General features: G+C 61.3%; 20 protein-coding genes. 9 read left to right on the top strand and 11 right to left on the bottom strand.

The window, feature by feature from the left end; all coding sequences use genetic code 11:
• Positions 1–97: 97 nt before the first annotated feature.
• Entirely contained in the window at positions 98–859 is a 762-nt protein-coding gene (locus HU755_RS23790; protein ID WP_007917441.1) for an SDR family oxidoreductase, read from the bottom strand.
• 235 nt (positions 860–1,094) lie between these two features.
• Here HU755_RS23790 and HU755_RS23785 point away from each other — a divergent pair, with 235 nt between their 5' ends.
• Complete coding sequence (locus tag HU755_RS23785; protein WP_186637121.1) at positions 1,095–2,099, top strand: NADP-dependent oxidoreductase; 1,005 nt, start codon at positions 1,095–1,097, stop codon at positions 2,097–2,099.
• 124 nt (positions 2,100–2,223) lie between these two features.
• On the opposite strand, the gene pyrF is transcribed toward HU755_RS23785, so the two are convergent.
• On the bottom strand, positions 2,224–2,922 hold the full coding sequence (pyrF, locus tag HU755_RS23780) for an orotidine-5'-phosphate decarboxylase (RefSeq protein ID WP_186552574.1): 699 nt from the start codon (positions 2,920–2,922) through the stop codon (positions 2,224–2,226).
• Positions 2,923–3,216: 294 nt separating this feature from the next.
• Here pyrF and HU755_RS23775 point away from each other — a divergent pair, with 294 nt between their 5' ends.
• Positions 3,217–3,966: a response regulator gene (locus HU755_RS23775; protein WP_186552573.1), complete on the top strand. Its 750-nt coding sequence runs from the start codon at positions 3,217–3,219 to the stop codon at positions 3,964–3,966.
• Positions 3,966–5,012 (top strand): cell wall metabolism sensor histidine kinase WalK, encoded by a 1,047-nt coding sequence (locus HU755_RS23770; RefSeq protein ID WP_186637119.1) that lies wholly within the window; start codon positions 3,966–3,968, stop codon positions 5,010–5,012. Before HU755_RS23775 ends, HU755_RS23770 begins: the two co-directional genes overlap by 1 nt.
• Positions 5,013–5,727: 715 nt before the next feature.
• Here the strand turns inward: HU755_RS23770 and HU755_RS23765 are convergent.
• From HU755_RS23765 to HU755_RS23750, 4 genes are all read right to left on the bottom strand, one after another.
• Positions 5,728–6,771, bottom strand: a complete 1,044-nt coding sequence (locus tag HU755_RS23765; RefSeq protein ID WP_186551752.1) for an AI-2E family transporter — start codon at positions 6,769–6,771, stop codon at positions 5,728–5,730.
• Positions 6,772–6,840: 69 nt separating this feature from the next.
• Positions 6,841–7,659, bottom strand: coding sequence for a DUF4892 domain-containing protein (locus tag HU755_RS23760; RefSeq protein WP_186622175.1), 819 nt, complete (start codon positions 7,657–7,659; stop codon positions 6,841–6,843).
• Between the two features lie 103 nt (positions 7,660–7,762).
• On the bottom strand, positions 7,763–8,617 hold the full coding sequence (locus tag HU755_RS23755) for an alpha/beta hydrolase (RefSeq protein WP_186551750.1): 855 nt from the start codon (positions 8,615–8,617) through the stop codon (positions 7,763–7,765).
• Positions 8,614–9,420, bottom strand: coding sequence for an alpha/beta fold hydrolase (locus HU755_RS23750; RefSeq protein WP_186551749.1), 807 nt, complete (start codon positions 9,418–9,420; stop codon positions 8,614–8,616). Before HU755_RS23750 ends, HU755_RS23755 begins: the two co-directional genes overlap by 4 nt.
• 221 nt (positions 9,421–9,641) lie before the next feature.
• Here HU755_RS23750 and HU755_RS27575 point away from each other — a divergent pair, with 221 nt between their 5' ends.
• Positions 9,642–11,510: an RHS repeat domain-containing protein gene (locus HU755_RS27575; protein WP_238350036.1), complete on the top strand. Its 1,869-nt coding sequence runs from the start codon at positions 9,642–9,644 to the stop codon at positions 11,508–11,510.
• Positions 11,510–12,619: an RHS repeat-associated core domain-containing protein gene (locus HU755_RS27570; protein ID WP_238350038.1), complete on the top strand. Its 1,110-nt coding sequence runs from the start codon at positions 11,510–11,512 to the stop codon at positions 12,617–12,619. Before HU755_RS27575 ends, HU755_RS27570 begins: the two co-directional genes overlap by 1 nt.
• A gap of 30 nt (positions 12,620–12,649) precedes the next feature.
• Here the strand turns inward: HU755_RS27570 and HU755_RS23740 are convergent, their stop codons facing one another.
• The 5 genes from HU755_RS23740 to HU755_RS23720 form a co-directional block, all read right to left on the bottom strand.
• A complete protein-coding gene (locus tag HU755_RS23740; RefSeq protein WP_186622183.1) occupies positions 12,650–13,093 on the bottom strand; it encodes a hotdog fold thioesterase in 444 nt (147 codons plus the stop codon).
• 31 nt (positions 13,094–13,124) lie between these two features.
• A complete protein-coding gene (locus tag HU755_RS23735) occupies positions 13,125–14,780 on the bottom strand; it encodes an AMP-binding protein (RefSeq protein ID WP_186637117.1) in 1,656 nt (551 codons plus the stop codon).
• Between the two features lie 206 nt (positions 14,781–14,986).
• Complete coding sequence (sixA, locus tag HU755_RS23730; protein WP_186637115.1) at positions 14,987–15,439, bottom strand: phosphohistidine phosphatase SixA; 453 nt, start codon at positions 15,437–15,439, stop codon at positions 14,987–14,989.
• Complete coding sequence (locus HU755_RS23725) at positions 15,436–15,783, bottom strand: DUF4389 domain-containing protein (RefSeq protein WP_186637114.1); 348 nt, start codon at positions 15,781–15,783, stop codon at positions 15,436–15,438. Before HU755_RS23725 ends, sixA begins: the two co-directional genes overlap by 4 nt.
• A 16-nt stretch (positions 15,784–15,799) precedes the next feature.
• Complete coding sequence (locus HU755_RS23720; RefSeq protein WP_186551743.1) at positions 15,800–16,825, bottom strand: NAD(P)H-dependent glycerol-3-phosphate dehydrogenase; 1,026 nt, start codon at positions 16,823–16,825, stop codon at positions 15,800–15,802.
• Between the two features lie 196 nt (positions 16,826–17,021).
• On the opposite strand from HU755_RS23720, the gene HU755_RS23715 reads away from it, so the two are divergent.
• The 4 genes from HU755_RS23715 to fabA all read left to right on the top strand — a co-directional run bounded on the left by HU755_RS23715 (position 17,022) and on the right by fabA (position 22,743).
• On the top strand, positions 17,022–19,145 hold the full coding sequence (locus HU755_RS23715) for a TonB-dependent receptor (RefSeq protein ID WP_186637112.1): 2,124 nt from the start codon (positions 17,022–17,024) through the stop codon (positions 19,143–19,145).
• Position 19,146: 1 nt separating this feature from the next.
• Positions 19,147–20,079 (top strand): ABC transporter substrate-binding protein, encoded by a 933-nt coding sequence (locus HU755_RS23710; RefSeq protein WP_186637110.1) that lies wholly within the window; start codon positions 19,147–19,149, stop codon positions 20,077–20,079.
• Positions 20,076–21,980, top strand: coding sequence for an ATP-binding protein (locus HU755_RS23705; RefSeq protein ID WP_186637108.1), 1,905 nt, complete (start codon positions 20,076–20,078; stop codon positions 21,978–21,980). Before HU755_RS23710 ends, HU755_RS23705 begins: the two co-directional genes overlap by 4 nt.
• 247 nt (positions 21,981–22,227) lie before the next feature.
• A complete protein-coding gene (gene fabA / locus HU755_RS23700; RefSeq protein ID WP_024013962.1) occupies positions 22,228–22,743 on the top strand; it encodes a 3-hydroxyacyl-[acyl-carrier-protein] dehydratase FabA in 516 nt (171 codons plus the stop codon).
• The last annotated feature ends 6 nt before the right edge of the window (positions 22,744–22,749 follow it).

Below are 22,749 nucleotides of genomic sequence, written 5' to 3'. Positions count from 1 at the left end.
ACCGTTCTAACTATTTGATACACATTGTTTAACGGATCATGGAACCTGGCAGGAACAAAAGACCCGCACGAATGCGGGTTCTGTATAGCAGCGTCGCTCAGAACGCGGTGACACCGCCATCCACCGCCAGCGAATGCCCCGTGGTGAAGGCTGCGCCATCGCTGCACAAGTACAGCACCGCGCTGGCGATTTCTTCGACCTTGCCGATGCGGCCGACCGGGTGCATCGCATTGGCGAATTCGCCTTTTTTCGGATCAGCCTCATAGGCTCGGCGAAACATGTCGGTGTCGATCACGGCCGGGCAAACGGCGTTGACACGGATTTTCTTCTTCGCATATTCAATCGCCGCCGATTTGGTCAGGCCGATCACTGCGTGCTTCGACGCCGCGTAAATACTCATCTTCGGCGCTGCGCCCAATCCGGCAACCGACGCCGTGTTGACGATCGCCCCGCCGCCCTGAGCCAGCAGCAACGGCAGTTGATACTTCATGCACAGCCAGACGCCTTTGACGTTGACGCCCATGATCGCGTCGAATTCATCCATGGAGCCCTCGGCCAGTTTGCCTTTCTCGATCTCAATTCCGGCGTTGTTGAATGCATAGTCGAGACGGCCGTAAGTATTGATGACCTCGTCCATCAGATTTTTCACTTCGCTTTCGACCGTAACGTTGCAACGCACGAAGGTCGCTTCGCCACCCGCCGTACGAATCAGCGCCACGGTGCCCTCGCCCCCGGCCGCATCGAGATCGGCGACCACCACTTTCAGCCCTTCGGCAGCGAACGCCTGGGCCGTGGCGCGGCCAATCCCGTTGGCGGCACCGGTGACGACGGCAACCTGACCGGAAAACGTCATGCTCATTGTTATGTCCTCGAACGCAAAGTGGCAGGGTGAGTAGCGCCACAGCATAGCGACAGGGGATTACGCCGCGTCAGCACTATCAGAAGGCTGTTTGGGTCCTCATGCGCCACAGTGATTAACCTGTGGCGGGGACTATCACTGCACTGGATCGGAATGCATTCGCCGCATCGGCCAACCTTGCGACATCGCCGCCGAAGGACTATCAACAAGGCTTCATTCCGTTCGAGTGCCAGTCATGACCAACCAGACCAATCGCCAGTTCCTGCTCGCCAAACGCCCCGTCGGCGCCGCCACCCGCGAGACGTTCACTTTTCAGGAAGTGCCAGTCGGCGAGCCGGCGGCGGGACAGATCCTGGTCAAGAACGAATACCTGTCCCTCGACCCGGCCATGCGCGGCTGGATGAACGAAGGCAAGTCCTACATTCCGCCGGTCGCTATCGGTGAGGTCATGCGCGCGCTGGGCGTGGGAAAAGTCGTCGCGTCGAACAATCCGGGATTTGCCGTCGGCGACTACGTCAACGGCGCCCTTGGCGTTCAGGATTTTTTCCTCGGCGAGCCAAGAGGTTTCTACAAGGTCGATCCGAAACTCGCACCGTTGCCGGTGTATCTGTCAGCGCTGGGCATGACCGGTATGACCGCCTACTTCGCCCTGCTGGATGTCGGCGCGCCCAAGGCTGGCGACACTGTGGTGTTGTCCGGCGCGGCCGGCGCGGTGGGCAGCATTGCCGGCCAGATTGCCAAGATCAAAGGCTGCCGCGTGGTCGGCATCGCGGGGGGCGCCGACAAGTGCAAATTCCTCATCGACGAGCTGGGTTTCGACGGCGCCATCGACTACAAATCCGAAGAGGTCGTGGCCGGCCTTAAACGCGAATGCCCGAAAGGTGTCGACGTGTACTTCGATAACGTTGGCGGCGATATTCTCGACGCGGTCCTCAGCCGCCTGAACATGAAAGCACGGGTTGTAATCTGCGGTGCGATCAGCCAGTACAACAATAAAGAGGCGGTCAAAGGCCCGGCCAACTACCTGTCACTGCTGGTCAACCGTGCGCGCATGGAAGGGTTTGTGGTGATGGACTATGCCGCGCAATTCGCCAGTGCCGCACAGGAAATGGCCGGCTGGATGGCCAAGGGGCAGCTCAAGAGCAAAGAACACATCGTCGAAGGCCTGGAGACCTTTCCGGAGACGCTGATGAAACTGTTCAGCGGCGAGAACTTTGGCAAGTTGGTGTTGAAAATCTAAAACCACCGCGGACCAAATGTAGGAGTGAGCCTGCTCGCGATAGCGGTGTGTCAGCCAACATTAACGTTGTTTGACCCACCGCGATCGCGAGCAGGCTCACTCCTACATTGTTTTGCGGTGTTACTCAGGCGATTTCGGCTACAACCGCAGCCAATGCCTTGGCCGGATCCGCCGCCTGGCTGATCGGACGGCCGATCACCAGGTAATCGGAACCGGCATCCAGCGCCTGACGCGGGGTCAGAATACGGCGCTGATCGTCCTGCGCGCTGCCCGCCGGACGAATCCCCGGGGTTACCAGTTGCAACGACGGGTGCGCGGTTTTCAGCGCCTGGGCTTCCAGCGCCGAACACACCAGACCGTCCATCCCGGCCTTCTCGGCCAGTGCCGCCAGCCGTAGCACCTGCTCCTGCGGCTCGATGTCCAGACCGATACCGGCCAGATCTTCGCGCTCCATGGAGGTCAGCACGGTCACGCCGATCAGCAGCGGTTGCGGGCCGCTGCGCTTGTCCAGTTCTTCACGGCAGGCGGCCATCATGCGCAGGCCACCGGAGCAATGGACGTTGACCATCCACACGCCCATTTCCGCGGCGGCTTTCACGGCCATCGCCGTGGTGTTGGGAATGTCGTGGAATTTCAAATCAAGAAAGACTTCAAAGCCCTTGTCACGCAGGGTGCCAACGATTTCCGCGGCACAACTGGTGAACAGTTCCTTGCCCACTTTGACCCGGCACAGCTTCGGGTCCAACTGGTCGGCCAGCTTCAGTGCGGCGTCACGGGTGGGGAAATCCAGGGCGACGATGATAGGAGTCTGGCAGGCGGACATGAATGGGCTCTCAGGCAGGTCGAAATCGGCGCGCATTGTAGCGGAACCGGCGGCGGCGCGGCACCCGATGATCGGTAAATCGTCGCGCCGACCGTGATCAGCATAGCGCCCGCTGCTATTGTGTCGACTCCGATACACAGCCGACATCTGGTCAACAAGCGTCGGCGCTAGCCTCGCCAGCCGCAACACGCCCTTACATCAGCACTTCCCGCCCCTTGGGTGGACGCCTATGCTGAAACCACAACCTCGCGGCCCATCTTTGTGGTTGGCGGCCTACTGGCAGATGAACATCCCATGCACAACAACCCTGCGACTGCGACGGACGAGCCGAAAGATGACAAGCGCTGGAGCATCCGCGCACTGATCGTCGACGACGACGTGCCGATCCGCGAGCTGATGATCGACTACCTCGCCCGCTTCAACATCCACGCCAGCGGCGTCACCGACGGCGCGGCGATGCGGCAGGCCATGCAGGCCGAGCGCTACGACGTGGTCGTCCTCGACCTGATGCTGCCCGGCGAAGACGGCTTGTCGCTGTGCCGCTGGCTGCGCGCCGAATCGGACATCCCGATCCTGATGCTCACCGCACGTTGCGAACCGACCGACCGCATCATCGGCCTGGAACTGGGCGCCGATGACTACATGGCCAAACCGTTCGAACCGCGCGAACTGGTCGCACGCATCCAGACCATTCTGCGCCGGGTGCGCGATGACCGCAGCGAACAGCGGTCGAACATCCGGTTCGACAACTGGCGCCTGAACAGCGTGCTGCGCCAACTGGTGGCCGACGATGGCCTTGTGGTCCCGCTGTCCAACGCCGAATTTCGCTTGCTCTGGGTCTTCATCGAACGCCCGCGCCGAGTGCTGAGCCGCGAGCAACTGCTCGATGCCGCCCGTGGCCGCTCGATCGAAGCGTTCGACCGCAGTATCGATTTGCTGGTCTCGCGCTTGCGGCAGAAACTGGGCGACGACCCGAAAGCCCCGCACCTGATCAAGACTGTACGCGGTGAGGGTTACCTGTTCGACGCGCGGGACATCGGCTGATGCGGCTGCGCCTGGACACGCTGTTCGGCCGCCTGTTTGGCGTGCTGTTTGTCGCCATCGTCCTGGCGCATCTGCTGGCGTTCACCTGGTTCAAGCTCTATGGCCCCCCCCCGCCGCCGCCCTCTGCGCCGTTTTCCCAAGGGATCGATGGACAAGCACCCGCACACGACCCCCGCTATCCGCCGCGTCCGCGTCCCTGGTTCGGTGGCCCGGTCGTACCGCTGACTTTCCAGTTCATCACCTTGATGATCGCGGCCTGGTATGGCGCCAAACTGCTCAGCCGCCCGATCCAGCGTTTGAGCGACGCCGCCGAACGCCTCAGCGAAGACCTCGACAGCCCGCCACTCGACGAATCCGGGCCACGGGAAGCGCGGCAAGCGGCGTACACCTTCAACCTGATGCAACAGCGCATTCGCGAGCAGGTACAACAACGTGCACGCATGCTCGGCGCCGTCTCCCACGATTTGCGCACACCGCTGTCACGCCTGAAACTGCGCCTGGAAAACATCAGCGACGACAAACTGCAAAGCCAGATGCGCCAGGACCTCGACGACATGATCGACATGCTCGATGCCACCCTGACGTATCTGCACGAACAACGTACCAGCGAAGCACTGCAGTTGATGGACGTGCAGGCACTGGTCGAATCACTGTGCGAAAACGCCCAGGACCAAGGCGCGGACGTTCAAGTCAGCGGCCATTGCCATCCCTTGCCGGTGCAACCGATGGCGCTGCGCTCGTGCATCAACAACCTGATGGACAACGCCCTGCGCTATGCCGGGCAGGCGCGAATCGAACTGCAAGACCTGCCTGGGCAGCTGCTGATCCGCGTGATCGACCACGGCCCGGGGATTGCCCAGGACAAGCGCGAAGCCGTGTTCGAACCGTTTTATCGGCTGGAAGGTTCGCGTAACCGCAACTCAGGAGGGGTGGGCCTGGGCATGACCATTGCCCGAGAGGCGGCGCAGCGGCTGGGTGGGCAATTGAATCTGGAAGAAACTCCGGGCGGCGGTTTGACCGCCATTGTTCGCCTGCCACGGGGCTGAGCCTCACCCAGTCATGTGAGAGCGAGCCAGCTCGCGAAGGCATCGGTTGATTCAATATCTCTGTGGGGTTTGACGGCCTCTTCGCGAGCAGGCTCGCTCCCACACTTGAAATGAGTACATCTGCAAGAGGCAGGTCGGCTGTCAGGGCGCTATCGCTGGCAAGCCAGCTGCCACAGGGACTGTGTTTATCTTCGAAGAAAATGGTGTCTGTACCGGCGCTATCGCGAGCAGGCTCACTCCTACAGTTTGGAGCGGTGTACATCTGCAAGAGACAGGTCGGCTGTCAGGCCGTTTTCGCTGGCAAGCCCGCTCCCACAAAATCGCAAAACCAAAGCAACCCGCTTTTGCCTCTCACCACTCAACACAATGAGCGTTAGCTCGAGTAAGGCTCTTGATCTTGATGCACGGCGCCCGTCGGCAGGCTGAGCGGAGGGATTGATCCGGGCGTGGGAGCGCAGCGACCGTACGACGAAGTCGTACACAGCGCAAGGAGGTGCAGCGAAGCAAACCGGAAACGCTGCGCCCGGATCGATCCCGCAGCGAAGGAACCCCGAGCCCAGGCGAGGGGCCGCACGTCAGGGCAAAAGGCCTTTGGTTACTTTGGGCCCCCAAAGTCACCCGCCGTAAGGGCGGAACCCTGAGCAGCCGTTACCGCAGCAACGGATATGTACCCCCAAAAAACCCAAAGCCTGGCCGGCCCAAAGGCCGCCAAGCCCTAAACCACCCGAGCCTGACTCTTGCTCCAGTCGGTCAACAGACTATAAGCCACCGCCAACAACGTAGGCCCGATAAACAACCCGATAAACCCAAACGCAATCAACCCGCCAAACACCCCAAGCAACACAATCACCAGCGGCAGATTCCCCCCGCGGCTGATCAGATACGGCTTGAGCACATTGTCCACGCCACTGATGATGAACGTCCCCCAGATCCCGAGAAACACCGCCATCCCGTACTCGCCCTTCCATGCCAGCCAGGCGGTGGCCGGGACCCACACCAGCGGCGGCCCCATCGGAATCAGACTCAACAGAAACGTCACGATCCCCAGTACCAGCGCCCCCGGCACCCCGGCAATAAAAAAGCCGATCAACGCCAGCACCGCCTGCGCCGCCGCGGTCCCGATCACGCCATTGACCACCCGTTGCACCGTACCGGCCACCAACTCGATGTAGTACCCGGCACGATCACCGATCAGCCGTTCGAGCAGGCTGTGCACGAAAGCCGCCAGCCGCGGCCCGTCACGGTAGAAAAAGAACACGAAGACGATACTCAGCGTCAGCTCGAGAATCCCGCCGCCAATCTGCGCACTGCGCGCCAGCAACCAATTACCGACCTGACCCAGATAGGGTTTGATCGAGACCATCAACGCCGCGCCCTGCTGATCGATGCTGTCCCACATGCCCACCAGCCGCTCACCGACGAAAGGCACACCGCCGAGCCAGGTCGGCGCCTCCGGCAGACCGTCGACCTGCACATCCTTGATGAACGCCGTGGCATCACGGACATGATCGGCCAGGTTGAACCCCAGCCACACCAGCGGCGCCGCCACCAGCAACATCCAGCCCAGCGTCAGGATCGCCGCGGCCAGCGATTCACGGCCATTGAGCCAACGGGTCAACAGCCGCATCAGCGGCCAGCTGGCGAATGCCAGCACCGCGCCCCAGAACAGCGCCGACCAGAACGGCGCCATCACCCACAGGCTGGCACCAAACAACACCAGCAGCAGAATCTGCACCAGCAGGCGATCGTTATTGAGCATGGAGGGTCTCGAAAATAGTCAGTCAGGCCAAGAATAGGCGAACACCTCGCGGGTATTCGCCGATACAGCTTATCGCAACAGGTGGATGCGCAGTCCGGCGCCTTCGAGATTACCGGTTTCCATGCGTGCCGCGCGTACGCCCTGATTGATCAGCGCCTGGCGCCAGGCTTCGGCCTTGGGCCCGGAGACCGTGACCCGTAAGGTAGTGTCGAGATTGAGGCTGCGGGAAATCAAGCGTAACCAGGGCTCACCCGGCTCATCCACTCGATCGGGGAAATCCAGCTCGCCGGTACTCTTGAGCTGACGCAACAAGGTCGCCGAGGTCGGCAGCAACTCGCCCAACGGCGCGTTCGCCTCGAACTGTTCGACGTGCAGATAGGCTTTGCGATTGCCGCGCGTGATGCTGTAGAGCGCCACGAGTGTGTTGTCCCTCGGCGCCGCCAGCCTCAGCAACAGGTACGCCTGTTGCTCATCGGAACCGTACAGCTTGGCATTGCCGAATACCTCGTTGGCCCACAGGCTGCTCTCACCGCAGTCGCGGGCCTGACACCAGAACAGCAACTCGGCGTCCTGCTTTTGCAGGGCCTGGCGAGCGGCGGTGAATGCTTCGGTGGCGGAATGTTCGGGCGGCAACTCGTAGGTCACCGAAGTGGTCTGGCCACGCGCGGTCACTTGCCCGTCGAAGCGCAGTTGGCCGCTGATCTTGCGGATCGAACCCAGCGGATAGATTCTTTCCAGCTCGACGGCAGGCCGATAGTCGACGATCTGCGCATCGGCCAGACGCGGCACGATCGGCAAATCCTGACTGCCCGGCACATCCGCGGCAAACGAAAAGCAACTGATAGAACACAGCGCCAGCAGACTGAGTGAGCGCTTGGTCAGGCTCATCGGATCGCCAAGGCGTGGCAAATCGGGGGTGCAGCGGTGTAGACATCCATCGTGGTTATCTCCCATTTCAACCCGCCCAGCCTCGGCAGTTGCCCGCAGCAAGTCAAGGAATGGCGAAGAAGCGATTGAAACAGTCTGCGACAAGATCCGCGCCGGCCTCGTCGTTCAGGTGCAAATGGTGCCCGCCCGGCAGCGGTTTATGGCTAAAGGGCAGACGCTCCAGCAGTTCGGGATGCCTGGCCAGCATGCCGTCAGCCGCAACCACCAGGTGCGCCGGACAACTGACTCGAAGCGCGAACGCCATCGCCTGTTCCTCGGTCAGGCGCAGCGGCGATGGCAGGGTCAGGCGATTATCGGTGCGCCAGGTATAACCGCCGGGCACCGGCATCAGACCGCGCTGGGCCAGCAGCTCGGCCGCTTCGCGACTGACCGCCACCAGGCCTTTCATGCGCGCTTCGATCGCTCGGTCGAGTGTGGTGTAGACCGGTTTGCGTTTTTCCCGCAGATCCAGTTGGGCTTGCAGGGCCATGCCCATCCGCTCGGCAGCGTTTTCGCCTTTGTCGGTCGGTGGAATCACCCCATCGATCAGCGCCAGATGGCTGATCCGCTCCGGCAGCGATCCCGCCAGCACCATCGACACGATAGCGCCCATCGAATGCCCGAGCAGGCCGAAACGCTTCCAGCCCAGTTGCTCGGCGACCTGCAAAACGTCGTGGGCGTAATCCCACAGCGCATAGCCGGCGCCGTTCGGCCGGTGCCCGGAATGTCCGTGTCCGGCCATGTCCAGCGCAATGATGCGCAAGCCTTTGAGTTTGGGCGCCAGGCGGGCAAAGCTGTTGGCGTTATCGAGCCAGCCGTGCAGGGCGATCACCGGCAAGCCGTTCTCGGGGCCGAACAAATGCGCCGCCAGTTCGATATGCGGCAAGCTCAGACGCACTTCTTCGAAGGTCGGGCTCATGCGCAATCCTGAGCCTGACGGCTTTCCCAGCGAGCGAACAGACTCTTGAGCAACCGCGCGGTGTCCTGCGGGCGCTCAAGCGGAAACATGTGCCCGCCGGGCATGCTCAGCGCCTCGCCTTGTGGCAGACGCGAAACAAAACGGGTGTGGTGACGCATCACCACACGGCTTTTGTGGCCGCGCACCACGGCCAGCGGCACCTGCAATTGCCGGGTGCGCCCGGGACTGGTGTGCGGCACGCCGCGATAAATGCTGATTTCAGTGGCCGGGTCGAAACGCAGCCGCAGCTTGTCGTCTACCCGATGCAGCCCGTGTTGCAGGTAGGCATCGAAGCATTCGGGGTCGAAACCGCGAAACAGGCTTTTGCCGGCAAAGTAACTGCGTGCGCTGTCAAGATCGGCGAACTCTTCACGACGCCCGAGCGTGCGCCCGGCCGGGGTCAGCCGGTCGATGAACCCGAAGCGCTTGGCCGCACGAATCACCCATTGATCGGTGCGGGTCAGCACTGGCGAATCGAGCATCACCACCCCGCGATACAGCTCAGGACAACGCAACGCCGCGTGCAAATGGAGTACGCCACCAAAGGAATGACCGACGCCCCACACCGGTTGGTCCTGCTGCTGCAAGTGATGGATCAGTTCATCGACCAGGTTGTACCAGTTGTCATCCGCCGGAAAACGCGGGTCATGGGCGTGCTGCTGTAGATGTGCAACCCGGTACTCGGGCGCCAGCGCCGCGAACAACTTGCCATAGGTGCCCGAGGGAAAGCCGTTGGCGTGGGCGAAAAAGATCGGTTGCGACATGCGGGCAAATCCAGTGGGCGAAAACATGAGGATGATTGTCCGCAAGACCCGCGCGGACAGCAATGACCGTAACGGCCACGAATAGTGGCGATGTTGTTTTATCCATACTGACGTCAGGCCAGTCGTCGCAAACTTCGACGACCTGTAATTTATGACAGTTGACCGCTGGCTTCCTGTGCACGATAAACGAATCAGGTCCACGAACTCGGGATGGCTGCTTCATGCACACGCATACACCGACGGTTTCCGTGATGGATTCACGTGGGCTGAACATTGCCACGGTGTCCTATTGTCGTGAAACGCCCGGTGGGCCGACCGCCCCGCGTATTTATCGCCAACGCTACAACGCTGCCGGTCGACTGACTGACGCCTGCGATCCACGCCTGTATGCGCTGCAACAGCGCGAACCGGATGCCCGCCCAAACCTGAAGTTGATTTCCAGCCTCACCGGCCGGTCCCTTTCAAGCGACAGTGTTGATGGCGCACTTCGGCTGACCTTGCCAGGCGCGGCAGGACAACGCCTCATCGAGTGGGACGGGCAGATGACGCAGACGCTGACCTTCTATGACTTGCGGCTGCGTCCCATCAGTCTCGTTGAACAGGTACTGGGCACAAGTGCCAGAAACAGCGGTTTTTTCAGTTACGGCGACACCTCGCCATCGTGCGCAGCGCACAACCAATGCGACCGCATGATTCGCCATGATGACAGTGCTGGAAGCGAGTTTTTTCCTGAATACACCCTCAACGGTGAGCCAATCAGGTGTGTACGGCATTTTCTCAGTGAAATTAACGAGCCGGACTGGCCGCCAGCCTTGGCGGAAAGAGACCTGCTCCACGAGTCCGGGAGTGGTGCAACTACCCATGTCTGCTATAACGCCTTGGGGGAGACGATCAGCCAGCAAGACGCCATGAGCAATCAAAAGCGACTCCAACTGAACGTCGCCGGACAACTCAAGCAAATCAGTCTGAAAGTCGCGCAAGACTCGCATCCCAGACTGTTGCTGCACGACATCCAGTACAACGCGGACGATCAGGTGGTGCGCCAAGCGGCCGCCAATGGCGTGATAAGCCAGAATTTCTACGATCCACAGAGCGGTCGACTTGTTGAGATCATTGCCGGAACGGACGGGCGCCCTGCCCTGCAACATCTGCTCTATCGCTACGATCCAGTCGGCAACATCCTCAGTGTCGAGGATATGGCCCAGCCCACGCGCTTTTTTCGCAACCAGACGATCAACCCTGTTTCGTCGTTTATTTATGACAGCCTCTACCAATTGATCGGTGCCACGGGCTGGCAGCGAAGCAGCACGGTCAATGGTCCCGCGGAGCCGATCTTCAGCTCTCCACCAGATTCCGCCCAGCTCGAAAACTACCGCCAGACGTACACCTATGATGAGGCCGGCAACCTCACCACCCTGGTTCACAGTGCCGCAAGCAAGAGTTGGACGCAGCGCACGGCGATTTCCAGATACAGCAATCGCGGCCTGGAACAAACGATCAGCGGCACACTGCCCGACGAACTGGAAATTGCCGCCGGCTTCGATATCAACGGCAACCGGAAAACGCTCCAGCCCGGCCAGATGTTGCAGTGGAGTGCTGGCGGACGATTGCTCCAGGTCGATCAGGTCAGGCGCAAGGATGCTGCAAACGACTGCGAACGCTATGTGTACGACGGCGCGGGTCAGCGCAAGCGCAAAGTCCGCCTCGTACAAACGGCAGCAATCATGCAACTGCATGAAACGCGCTATCTGCCAGAGCTGGAAATACGCAATAGAGCCGATGAAACCTTGCACGTCATTTCAGTGCAGGCAGGACGTTGTGCTGTTGAAGTCCTGCACTGGGCTACCGAGGGCATGGTTGCCGATCAGTATCGCTACCAGTTCAGCAATCATCTGGGCTCGAACATGCTGGTGCTCGACGATCAGGGCAACACTATTTGTGAAGAGAACTATTTTCCCTACGGTGGCACCTCGTGGTGGGCAGGGCCCGATCAGGTACAGGCACGTTACAAGACCCGCCGCTACGCAGGCCAGGAGCTTGATGCCACGGGCCTTTATTTTATGGCCAGCGCTTCTATGCGCCTTGGTTGATGCGCTGGATCAGCCCGGATCCGGTGGGCATCACCGATGGTATGAATCGGTACTTGATGGTGCGCGGCAATCCCGTCAGGTTTGTCGACCGCCAAGGACTGACCGGATTGGATACCGCCAGGGCAGCGGGTGCGACAGCCACGCGAGAGTTTGTCAGCGCAGCTTTTGCCACCGCCGCGCAAGCGGCCTTCGTGGGTTTCCTGCCGCCGGCGAACGTTGCGGTGAGCATTGGAGGTGCTTTGGCGGGTGCCGTAACGGGTGGCATAAGCGGCTATGCCGGCGCCAACTGGGCGCAAAGCTCTATGCACATCAGTTCCCCGGCAGATTGGGGACCTCTGGCTGCGAAAATCGGCGGTGCTGTAATAGGTGCGGCCCTGGGCGCCGCGCCGTCCCTGCTCGGCATGCTCGATCCACGCGGGAATGCAGCCGCGGCGGGCCAGATTGGCAGCGCCTTCGGTACCCTGTTTCGTGAAATGTCGGCGCAGTATCTGGCCAATGCCGGCCCGAGCAACCCCGCTGTGGGCCGTGTCGATCCGCTCACGGGAGCGGCCAGCGTAGCTGGCGCAGGGTTGGCAGCAGGCGCCACCGGGTTCGGCGGCTCAACGCTGTTTGGCACGGATGCAACCGGAAATGTGTTGCAGTCCGTTCTTTCCGTCTCGGCAGTCACGGCTGCCAGTGCCGCCGCTGCCTCAGTCGTGAGAGGGCTGAGGGGAACCCCGACCATCCCCTCGAATGATCGCGAACCGACCTTCAATCAGGAGAACGCCGTGGTCGGCTACAGCAGCCGTCATTTCTTTTTATCGCTGGGGCGGGTCGCCAATCTGGCTTTATCACAGATCCCTGGCTACGACACGTTGGACCCACACACCCGAACGGCGGTGAGCCGTGCAGTCGTGAGCGCGATCGGCGACATACGCTCGACGTTTGTCACGATTGCCAAGCCCGGCCTGAGCGCAGAACTGGGCACAACGGCCTGGGACCTTGAAAAAAACCAGGTCGGCGCCGGTATTGTCCGCGAAAGCCCACCAACCGACGTCGACCAAGTCTACTTTGTTAGCGAAACCAGTCCTGGTCAGCGAAAATATTCCCGAGCGCAACTCAACTTTTAAGCAGGTGATGCTATCGCCTTACCGCTGCCCTCACCGCAGTGGCGGCTGCTCTCCCAGCGGCACCACCGCCATGGTCAGGCGTGACACGCAACTGGCCTTGCCTTCGTCGCTGGTCAGGCGGATATCCCAGACATGGGTGGTGCGGCCAATGTGAATCGGCGTGGCCACCGCCGTCACCCGTCCACTGCGCAATCCGCGCAGGTGGTTGGCGTTGATCTCCAGCCCCACGCAGTAAAACTTGCTGGCATCGATACACAGATAACTGGCCATCGAACCGACGGTTTCCGCCAGCACCACCGAGGCGCCGCCGTGCAGCAAACCGTACGGTTGGTGAGTGCGATGATCGATGACCATGCTCGCCGTCAGCGACTGCTCGTCGAATGCTTCGAAGCGGATGTCGAGCACTTCACCAATGGTATTTTTCTGGATCGCGTTCAACTGCTCGATGTTTGGAATGGTACGCCACAGGCTCATTGCAGACTTCCCTTGTTGTTTTAGTCGTCGCTCAATCCTGCCACAGCACTGCCTCGCGGCGCTCGCTCCATTCTTCGAAACGGGCGCCATAACGGTCTTCGATCACGTTGCGCTTGATTTTCAGGGTCGGCGTGAGAAAGCCGTTTTCTACGGCCCAACTGTCCTTGACCACCACCAGGCGGTGCAGGCGCTCATGCTTGTCGAGCACAGCATTGACCTCCTCCAGCAGTTTTTCCAGGCTCGTCTGCAGACTCACCCGCCCCTCGTCCTGGCTGACCGAGGACAGCACACACAAGCCTAACGGCGCACTCAAACCATCGCCCACCACACAGACCTGTTCGATTCGCGAATGCACCGCCAGGCGATTCTCGATGGGCGCCGGCGCGACATATTTGCCTTTGCTGGTCTTGAAGATTTCCTTGAGCCGCCCGGTCAGGCGCAGGCGCCCTTCGCTGTCCTGCTCGCCCTTGTCGCCGGTGCGCAGAAAGCCGTCTTCGGTCAGCGTCTCGGCGGTTTTTTGCGGTTCCTTGAAATAGCCGAGCATGTTCGCCCGGCTGCGCACTTGCACTTCGCCGGACGCATCGATGCGCACTTCAACCTCCGGACAAGGTTTGCCAATCCAGCCTTGTCGGTACTCGCCGGGCAGGCAGATATGCGAGTAGCCGCAACCCTCGGTCATGCCGTAGACCTCCAGCACATCGAGGCCGAGTTTCTGATACCAGGCGAGCAGGGTCGGCGGCACGGGCGCGGCGCCGGACAGCGCCACGCGCAAGGCATCCAGCCCCAGACCCGCCAGCACCTTGTGCCCGACCCGTTTGCCAATCAACGGCAGGCCGAGGAGAAAATCCAGACGTTTCGCCGGGATCTTGCTGTACACGCCCATCTGGAACTTGGTCCAGATGCGCGGCACGCCGAACATCGCGGTCGGCCGCGCCCGCTTGAGGTCGATGATGAAAGTATCGAGGCTCTCAGCGAAAAACACCGTCTGCCCGGTGTAGATCGACGCCAGCTCGACAAACATGCGCTCGGCGACATGGCACAGCGGCAAATACGACAGCAGTCGATCGTTCTCGTTGAGACCGAACAACTGCGTGCCGCGACTGGTGGCGAAACCGAGATTGGCGAAACTGTGCATAACGCCCTTGGGCAGGCCGGTGGTGCCGGAGGTGTAAATAATGGTCGCCAGTTGCTCGGCGGCGGGACGCGGGTCGTCCTGAATCGGCGAACAACCTTGCAGGTCCGCCCAACTGAAATCGAACGCGCCGGACGGATGCAGCGGCAGGCTGATAGTCGGCAAGCCCGCCGGCACGCCCTGGGACATGCCCGCCCAGTCATCGAGTTTGCCGATGAACGCCAGCGCGCTTTGCGAGTGAGTGAGCACCTGCGCCACCGATTCGGCCGTGAGGTTGGGGTACAGCGGCACCGAGACGTGTCCGGCCATCCAGATCGCCAGGTCGGCAATGATCCAGTGCGCGCAGTTTTTCGAGATCAGCGCGATGTGACTGCCGGGCGGCAACTCGCGGGCGCGTAGCCAGTGCGCGGCGCAACGGGCCTGATGGCCAACGTCGGCCCAGGTCAGTGTCTCGACCTGCCCGCCGCCGATGGGCTGCACAAGGAAGCGCTGGCGCGGGTGCCGCGCTTCGCGTTCGTAAAACACATCCAGCGGCAAACGGAAGGCGGCAGACATGCGACTCGCTCCTGTTTTTTTTGGTCTGGAGCAAGCGTAGTCAACCAAGCAAGTGCTTGGTTGGATTTTTCAAACAAATAATTTCATAAGAATTGCGCAACTCAAATGTGGGAGCGGGCTTGCTCGCGAATGCGGTGTATCAGACACATCAACCGTGAATGACACACCGCATTCGCGAGCAAGCCCGCTCCCACAAGGGATCAGCGTTACGGGTGTTTCAGGCTGTTAAGGTTCATCGAGCCAATCAGCAGTTCACTGTGCTCAAGCTCCGCCAGCCCCGCCGTACTGACCCGCTCCGGCGGATGCCCGGCGCCATGCTGCAGATAGCTGAGCAGATTGCCCACCAAAGGGTTATGGCTGACCAGCAATACATTACTGACCGAGACCAATTGTTCGGCGACTTTGTCCGGATCGCTCTCCGGTGTCAGCCAATCGACGGTGCGAATCTCCGGCTCGAAGCCCAACGCCTCACGAACAATCTGCGCGGTTTGCTGCGCGCGCAGATAAGGGCTGGCGTAGATCGCCGTCAACGGTTGTCCCATTAAATGAGCGGCGCTGCTCAGGACTTCTTTGCGGCCGTGTTCGGTCAGTTCCCGCTCGGAATCGATCTTCGAGCCGTAAGGCACCGCCTCACCATGACGCAGCACCCAGAGTTTCATAGCTTGGGCTCCTCATCGCGCACCGGATGCGCGGCCGGGGCGACGGTGTGCGGCGCTTCGCCTTCCGGGGCGCGCGGCGTTGGCCAGTCGGCGAACGGCCACGGCTTCTGGTCACTGTGAAAACTGCCGAAACGGCCGATCTGAGCGAGAAACTGGCTCAGGCTGTCGCCAAAATTCATCAGGCTGGCGCTCGGCGCGCCGTAGATCAGACGGTAGATCAGTTGCACCAGCACCACGGCGCCGAGGATGAACTGGGTCACTTGCCAGACCAGCACATAGATAACCATCCACAACACCCGCAGGAGGATGGATTCGTACTTGGCTTCGGTTTTCGGATCGTTCATGGCTCTTCCCGTTGACTCAGTTGAAACCGCTGGTGGAAATGAAATCGACGTCGGTTTTTGGCTCGGCGCGCATCAGTAGACCGATCACCTGCTCCAGCGTGCGTCCTTCGAAGAGTATCGCGTGCAGACCGGCGACCAGCGGCATGTACACGCCAACCTCTTGCGATTTGGCCTTGAGCACTTTGAGCGTGTTGACCCCTTCGGCGACCTCCCCCAGGCGCGACACGGCTTCGTCGAGGCTCAGGCCCTGGCCGAGGGCGAAACCGACCTGATAGTTGCGGCTCTTGGGCGAGGAACAGGTAACGATCAGATCACCGACCCCGGCCAGGCCGAGGAAAGTCATCGGATTGGCCCCTTGATTCACCGCGAAACGAGTCATTTCCGCCAGAGCGCGGGTGATCAGCATGCTCTTGGTGTTCTCGCCCATGTCCAGCGCCACCGCCATGCCGGCGATGATCGCGTAGACATTCTTCAACGCCCCGCCCAGCTCGACACCAAAGCGGTCGGCGCTGGCGTACACGCGAAAAGTGCGACCGTGCAGCGCGGCTTGCACCTGCTTGCACAGCGCTTCGTCTTCACTGGCGACCACCGTGGCGGTCAGCGCATGTTCGGCGATTTCCCGCGCCAGGTTCGGCCCGGACAACACGCCAATGCGCGCCTGCGGGGCGATCTCTTCGAGGATCTGGCTCATCAGTTTGAACGTCTGGGCTTCGATGCCTTTGGTCAGGCTGACCAGCATCTTGCCGCTCAACCGCTCGGCGTGGGCGGCGAGCACCGTGCGCAGCGCGCTGGACGGCAGCGCGACGAAGCACAACTCGCAGGCGTCGAGGGTGGCCTGCAGGTCGGTGACGGCAGTCACGCCCGGCAGAATCTTGATGCCTTTGAGGTAACGCGGGTTTTCGCGGTTGACCCGGATGGCCTCGGCCTGCTCGGGGTCACGCATCCACTGCCGGACTTGATGGCCGTTCTCGGCCAACAGATTGGCCACGGCGGTACCAAAACTTCCGCCTCCCAGGACCGCAATCGGGCGCTGTTCAGTCATATGCAATCCGTTAATCCATACCAGTGGCGATGCCGGCATTATACGGGGCGACCCGGTCGCGGCCAGCCCCTGCGTCAATTACCGGCACTTGTAGGAAGAAGACCAATAAAACCTAGGAAAATGCCTACAACGTGACTGGAAAAGTCGCTGCCCTCGGTTAACATGCGCGCCAATTCTTCGCTCTATAGGCTGCGTTGTGTTTTTTGGCCCTCCCCCACCGCGTTCGTCTGTGCTGCTGGCGCTGCTGTTCAGCCCGTTGCTGCAGGCCGACGATCTGTTTGTCGACAGCCAGACGCTGCCGCAGGTGCTGACCGCCACGCGCCTGAAACAGACGCCGGCACAAGTGCCGGGGAGCATGACCGTACTCGACAGCGAACTGATCGGCGCCAGCGGTGCCCGTGACATCAGCGAGCTGCTGCGCCTGGTTCCGGGGATGATGGTCGGCCACCTCAACGGCAATCAGGCCGCGGTCAATTACCACGGCACCAATGCCACCGGCGCGCGGCGCATGCAGGTGTTGATCGATGGCCGCTCGGTGTACCGCGCAGGCCTGGCCACGGTGGACTGGAGCGATATTCCGGTGGCTCTGGAAGACGTCGAACGCATCGAAGTGTTTCGCGGGCCGAACACCGTCAGCTACGGCGCCAACGCGCTGATGGCGGTGATCAACATCATCACCCGCCACCCCGCGGACAGCCATGGCACGCGACTGAAGTACACCCGCGGCCAGCGCGGCATCAGCGACTTCTACGCCAGCCAGGGCACCGGCTGGAACGGCGGTGATCTGCGCCTGTCGTTGTCCGGCCAGGAAGACGACGGTTTCGACAGCGATCGCAGCGGCACCGACTACCGCGACAGCCGCCGCTTGAATCGCCTGAGTCTCGCCGTCAGCCACACCCTGAGCGATGACCAGAGCCTCGACTGGCAACTCAACGCCAAGGACGGCAGCAATCAGCGGCCCTATACCTACCGCCCGGTGTTCTCAGGGATTACCGCCGCCGGGAACAATTCCGACGTGGTGGCCAAGGATTACGCCGGCTCGGTGCGCTGGAACCTCGACATCAACCCCGAACACAGCCTTTATGTACAAGGCTCGGCCCAACACTGGGATCGCCAACAGACCTGGCGCGCCTGCGACGCCGAGGTCTCGTTCAGCCCGCAACTGGCGCAACTGTGGCAACTGAACCCCAACTACACCGAACGCCTGGCGCGCAACATCAGCCAATTCACCGGCCCCGGCGCGGCACCCGGCACACCGCAGGAGATGGCGCTGGCCAATCAAGTGCTCGGTCAATGGCGCAACGGCGCCAGTCGAACCCTGTGCGGTGACATCGACCAGAGCGCCCGCGAATCGCGCTACGACCTTGAACTGCAAGACACCCTCAGCCTGTCCGACGGCCTGCGCCTGGTCAGCGGCATGAACTATCGCTACGACCGCGCCGACTCCGAAACCTATTTCAACGGCACGCTCGACGACACCACCTGGCGCGCCTTCGGCCAACTGGAGTGGCGCGCCAGTGAACATTGGCTTTTACAGGGCGGGGCGATGTTCGAGGACACGCAACTGGTCGGCAGTTCGCTGACCCCTCGCTTCGCGATCAACTACCTGATCAACCCGCGCCATGGCCTGCGTGCGGTGTACTCCGAAGCGATTCGCTCGCCGGACATGTTCGAGAACAACGTCAACTGGAGCTATCAGGTCAGCAAGCTGCGGCCCTCGGCGTATGGACAGTCGTCGGCGCGTTATTTCGTCCAGACCCGCGGCCCCGGCGATCTCGATCAGGAACACATGCGCTCGCGGGAATTGGGTTACAACGGCTACTTCGCCGAACTCGGCCTGGCACTGGATGTGAAGCTGTTCTATGACGAAATCACCGGGATGATCAGCGAGCCGCTGCGCAACAACCAGTACATTGCCAGCAACGCCAACAGCTCACGCTTTCGCGGCACGGAAACCCAACTGGATTGGCGCGTGAGCGTGGCCGACCGCTTGCGTTTCACTTATGCCTTTGTCGATGCCCAGGCGAGCAATCCGCTGGATCAGCAGTTCACCTCGCGCAACAGCGGTTCCGCCGGCTGGCTGCGCGATTGGGGGCATGGCTGGAACAGCGCCGTCTTCTATTACGGCGACAACGCCCTTAATGGCTACCGCTTTGAACGGATCGACACGCGCATCGCCAAACGTATCCCGCTGGGCAAGGCGCAGTTGCAACTGGCCGGGGTGTTGCAGCAGCGCCTCGATCACGAGCCGAGCACTTTTGTCGATAACAACGATGACGAGCGCCGATTGATGTACTTCAGTGCCGAGCTGGAGTTCTAGCATGCGCAACGGCCTGTCACGGAAGATGCCAAGCGCCGGCCACTGGCTGGCCGGACTCTGTCTGTTTGTGACGGCATGGCTGCACGGCGTCGCGGTGCAGGCAGCCGATATTCTGCTGACCGGTGCCGAGGAAAGCCCCGGCGTGCAAGCGTTCGTTCAGGCGCTCAGCGAATTGCGCCCCACCGATAACGTGCGCTTCCAGCCGCTGGCGAGTCTGCCGGCGGCGGGCAAATTGCCGGCGAGCCTGCGCTTGATCCTGCTCGACCTGCCCGCGCTGGATTGGCGCCGGCAAGACTCACAAGGCCCGGCGACGCTGGTGCTGCGCATCAGCCGCTTGCAGGCGCGGCAGCGCTTTGGTGATTCACAGCCGGCGCGCTTGAGCCTGCTGTGGAGCGATCCGCCGCTGGGCCGACAGTTGCAACTGATCCGGCGGATATTGCCGCAGGCCCGACGGGTCGGCGTGCTGTTCGATCAGCACAGCGAGTTCCTGCTCAAAGAGCTGAACCTGGCCGCGCAACCGTTGAACCTGCACATCGTCAGCGAGCGCTGGGACGACACCCATGACAGCCGGCCCCTGCAAGCGCTGTTGAAAAACAGCGATGTATTGCTGGGGCTCGACGACCCCGATCTGTACAACCCGAAAACCGCGAAAAACCTGTTGCTCAGCAGCTACTCGCGGCAAGTGGCCCTGGTCGGCCCCAACGTTGCGTTCGTACGCGCCGGCAGCCTGGCCAGCACCTACAGCGATCAGAGCGATTGGCTGAGCATCCTCGACCGCTTGCTCGACCAGCCGCCGGCAACCTGGCCGCGCGCGCTCTATCCCGAGCGATTCAAAGTCTCAAGTAATGCGCAAGTGGCTCGTTCCTTAGGCATCGAACCGCTCAATGAAGCGTCTGCCGCCACTGCGCTGGCCGAAGGAGAACCGCGCCCATGACTTTCCGTCGCCGTTGGGACATCAATACCCGCACCCAACTGATCAGCCTCGGCCCGGCCTTGCTGCTGACCTTGCTGCTGATCAGTTTCTTTACCTTCGTGCGGATTCAGGATCTGCGCCAGGAGCTGAACCACACCGGCCAACTGATCGCCAACCAGTTGGCGCCTGCCACCGAATACGGAGTGATTTCCGGTAACAACGAAGTGCTGGAGAGCCTGCTGAAAGCGACCCTGGCCACGCCCAATGTGCGTTTTCTGGAAGTGCAGGACAGCGCCAACCGGATTCTCGTGTACGTCGAGCAACCGGCGGCGGCCCACAGCCGTCCGCATCAGGTCGAAGTGTTTCAGGCGCCGGTGCGCCTGCAACGGATTGCCTTGCACAATGATTTTTTCCAGGACGCCAACGTTAGCAAAAGCGGGGCCAGCGAAGATTATCTGGGCCGGGTAATCGTCGGCCTGTCCAACGATGCATTCAGCCAGCGCCAGCAGGAAATCGTGTTCAAGGCCGCGATCCTCGCGCTGTTCGCATTGCTCTTCACGTTTATTTTGGCGCGGCGCCTGGCCGGCAGCCTGTCGCAGCCGATCCGCGACATCGGCGATGCCGTCAAGGCGATTCAGGAAGGCGACTATAAAACCCCGTTGCCGATTGTCGATGACACCGAACTGGGCGCGCTGTCGCAGCACATCAACAACCTCGCCCAGGCGCTGGAACAGGCCAGCCGCGAGCAGCATCAGGCGATGGCGCAACTGATCCAGACCCGCGAGGAAGCGGAAAAGGCCAACAACGCCAAGTCCGATTTCCTGGCGATGATGAGCCATGAACTGCGCACGCCCATGAACGGTGTGCTGGGCATGTTGCAATTGCTCGAAACCACCGAGATGACCGAAGAGCAGGTCGAATACGCCGCACTCGCGTCAGAATCCACCGAACACCTGCTGAAGGTCATCAACGACATTCTTGATTTCTCGCGGATCGAGCGTTCGGAACTGGAGCTGGAACACATTCCATTCAACCTCGCCGAACTGATCGGCGCCTGTGCGCAGTCGTTCCAGCACAGCGCTGTGCAGCGTGGCCTGGCGCTGAATCTGCGGGTCCCGGACGACATGCGCGGCTTGCAGGTTCAGGGCGATCCGACCCGAATCCGGCAGATTCTGGTCAATCTGGTCGGCAACGCGCTGAAGTTCACCGAGCAGGGCCGGGTCAGCATCGAAGCACAATGGCAGTCGCTTGATCATGAACTGCTGTGGTTCACCTGTTCGGTGCGTGACAGCGGCATCGGTATTTCTTCCGAAAGCCTGGAGTTGATGTTCAACGCGTTCCAGCAGGCCGACAGTTCGATTTCACGGCGTTATGGCGGCACCGGCCTGGGTTTGCCGATCGCGCGCACCCTCGCCGAACGCATGGGCGGCACCCTGCGCGCGCAGAGCGAGGAAGGTCGCGGTTCGGTGTTCACGCTGGAAATTCCTTTGGCGCTGTATAAACAGGCATTGCCGCCACAGGCTGCGCCACGGGCCTTGAACGGCAGTGCTCAGGGTGAAGGACGGCAGGTGTTGCTGGTCGAGGACAATCCGGTCAATCAGACCGTGATCGAAGCGATGCTGCGCAGCCTCGGTTTTGCCGTCAGCGTGGCGACCGATGGCGCGCAAGCGGTGCGCAGTGCCGAGGGCGGCGAATTCGAGGTGATTCTGATGGACTGCCGCCTGCCGATCATCGACGGCTATGAAGCCACGCGGCAGATTCGCGAACTGCCCGGACGCCGCGACGTACCGATCATCGCGCTAACCGCCAACGCCTTGCAGGGCGACCGGGAAGCCTGTCTGGCAGCGGGCATGAACGATTACCTGGCGAAGCCGTTCAAACGCAACGACCTACAGCAGATTCTGCAGCGCTGGGTGCGGTAGTGACGGTTTTTCGACCATCTGCGACTGGCGTGAAAAGCGAAAGTGCGGCAGTCTTAGGCACCCGAACGAGCCTCGAAAGGGGCTTGTATAAAAATTTCAGTGCACAAGTGTACATTCATGTCCTTGGTGCTGTGACTTTCACCACAACGCAATAGTCTATGAGTAGGCTGCCGGTTCGAGGCATGAACGCTTTGAACGGTCGGGAAGATTTGCCCCACCTGCCGCATGGGATTATTGAGGAGCTCGCATGACCAAACAAAACGCCTTTACTCGGGAAGACCTGCTGCGCTGCAGTCGCGGTGAGCTGTTCGGCCCAGGTAACGCGCAATTGCCCGCCCCGAACATGCTGATGGTGGATCGCATCACCCATATCAGCGAAGAAGGCGGCAAGTACGGCAAAGGTGAATTGGTCGCCGAGCTGGATATCAACCCTGACCTGTGGTTCTTCGCCTGTCATTTCGAAGGCGATCCGGTGATGCCGGGCTGCCTGGGCCTGGATGCCATGTGGCAGCTGGTCGGTTTCTTCCTCGGCTGGCAGGGTCTGCCGGGCCGCGGCCGTGCGCTGGGTTCGGGCGAAGTGAAATTCTTCGGCCAGGTGCTGCCGACCGCCAAGAAAGTCACCTACAACATTCATATCAAGCGCGTCCTCAAGGGCAAGCTGAACATGGCCATCGCCGATGGTTCGGTCAGTGTCGACGGACGCGAAATCTACACCGCCGAAGGCCTCCGGGTCGGCGTGTTCACCTCCACTGACAACTTCTAAGGGTTA

This window comes from Pseudomonas sp. SWRI111 (assembly GCF_014268555.1).
Taxonomy (GTDB): Bacteria; Pseudomonadota; Gammaproteobacteria; order Pseudomonadales; family Pseudomonadaceae; genus Aquipseudomonas; species Aquipseudomonas hamedanensis.
Note: the sequence above shows the minus strand (reverse complement) of the source record. Positions and strands in the feature narration are given on the sequence as shown.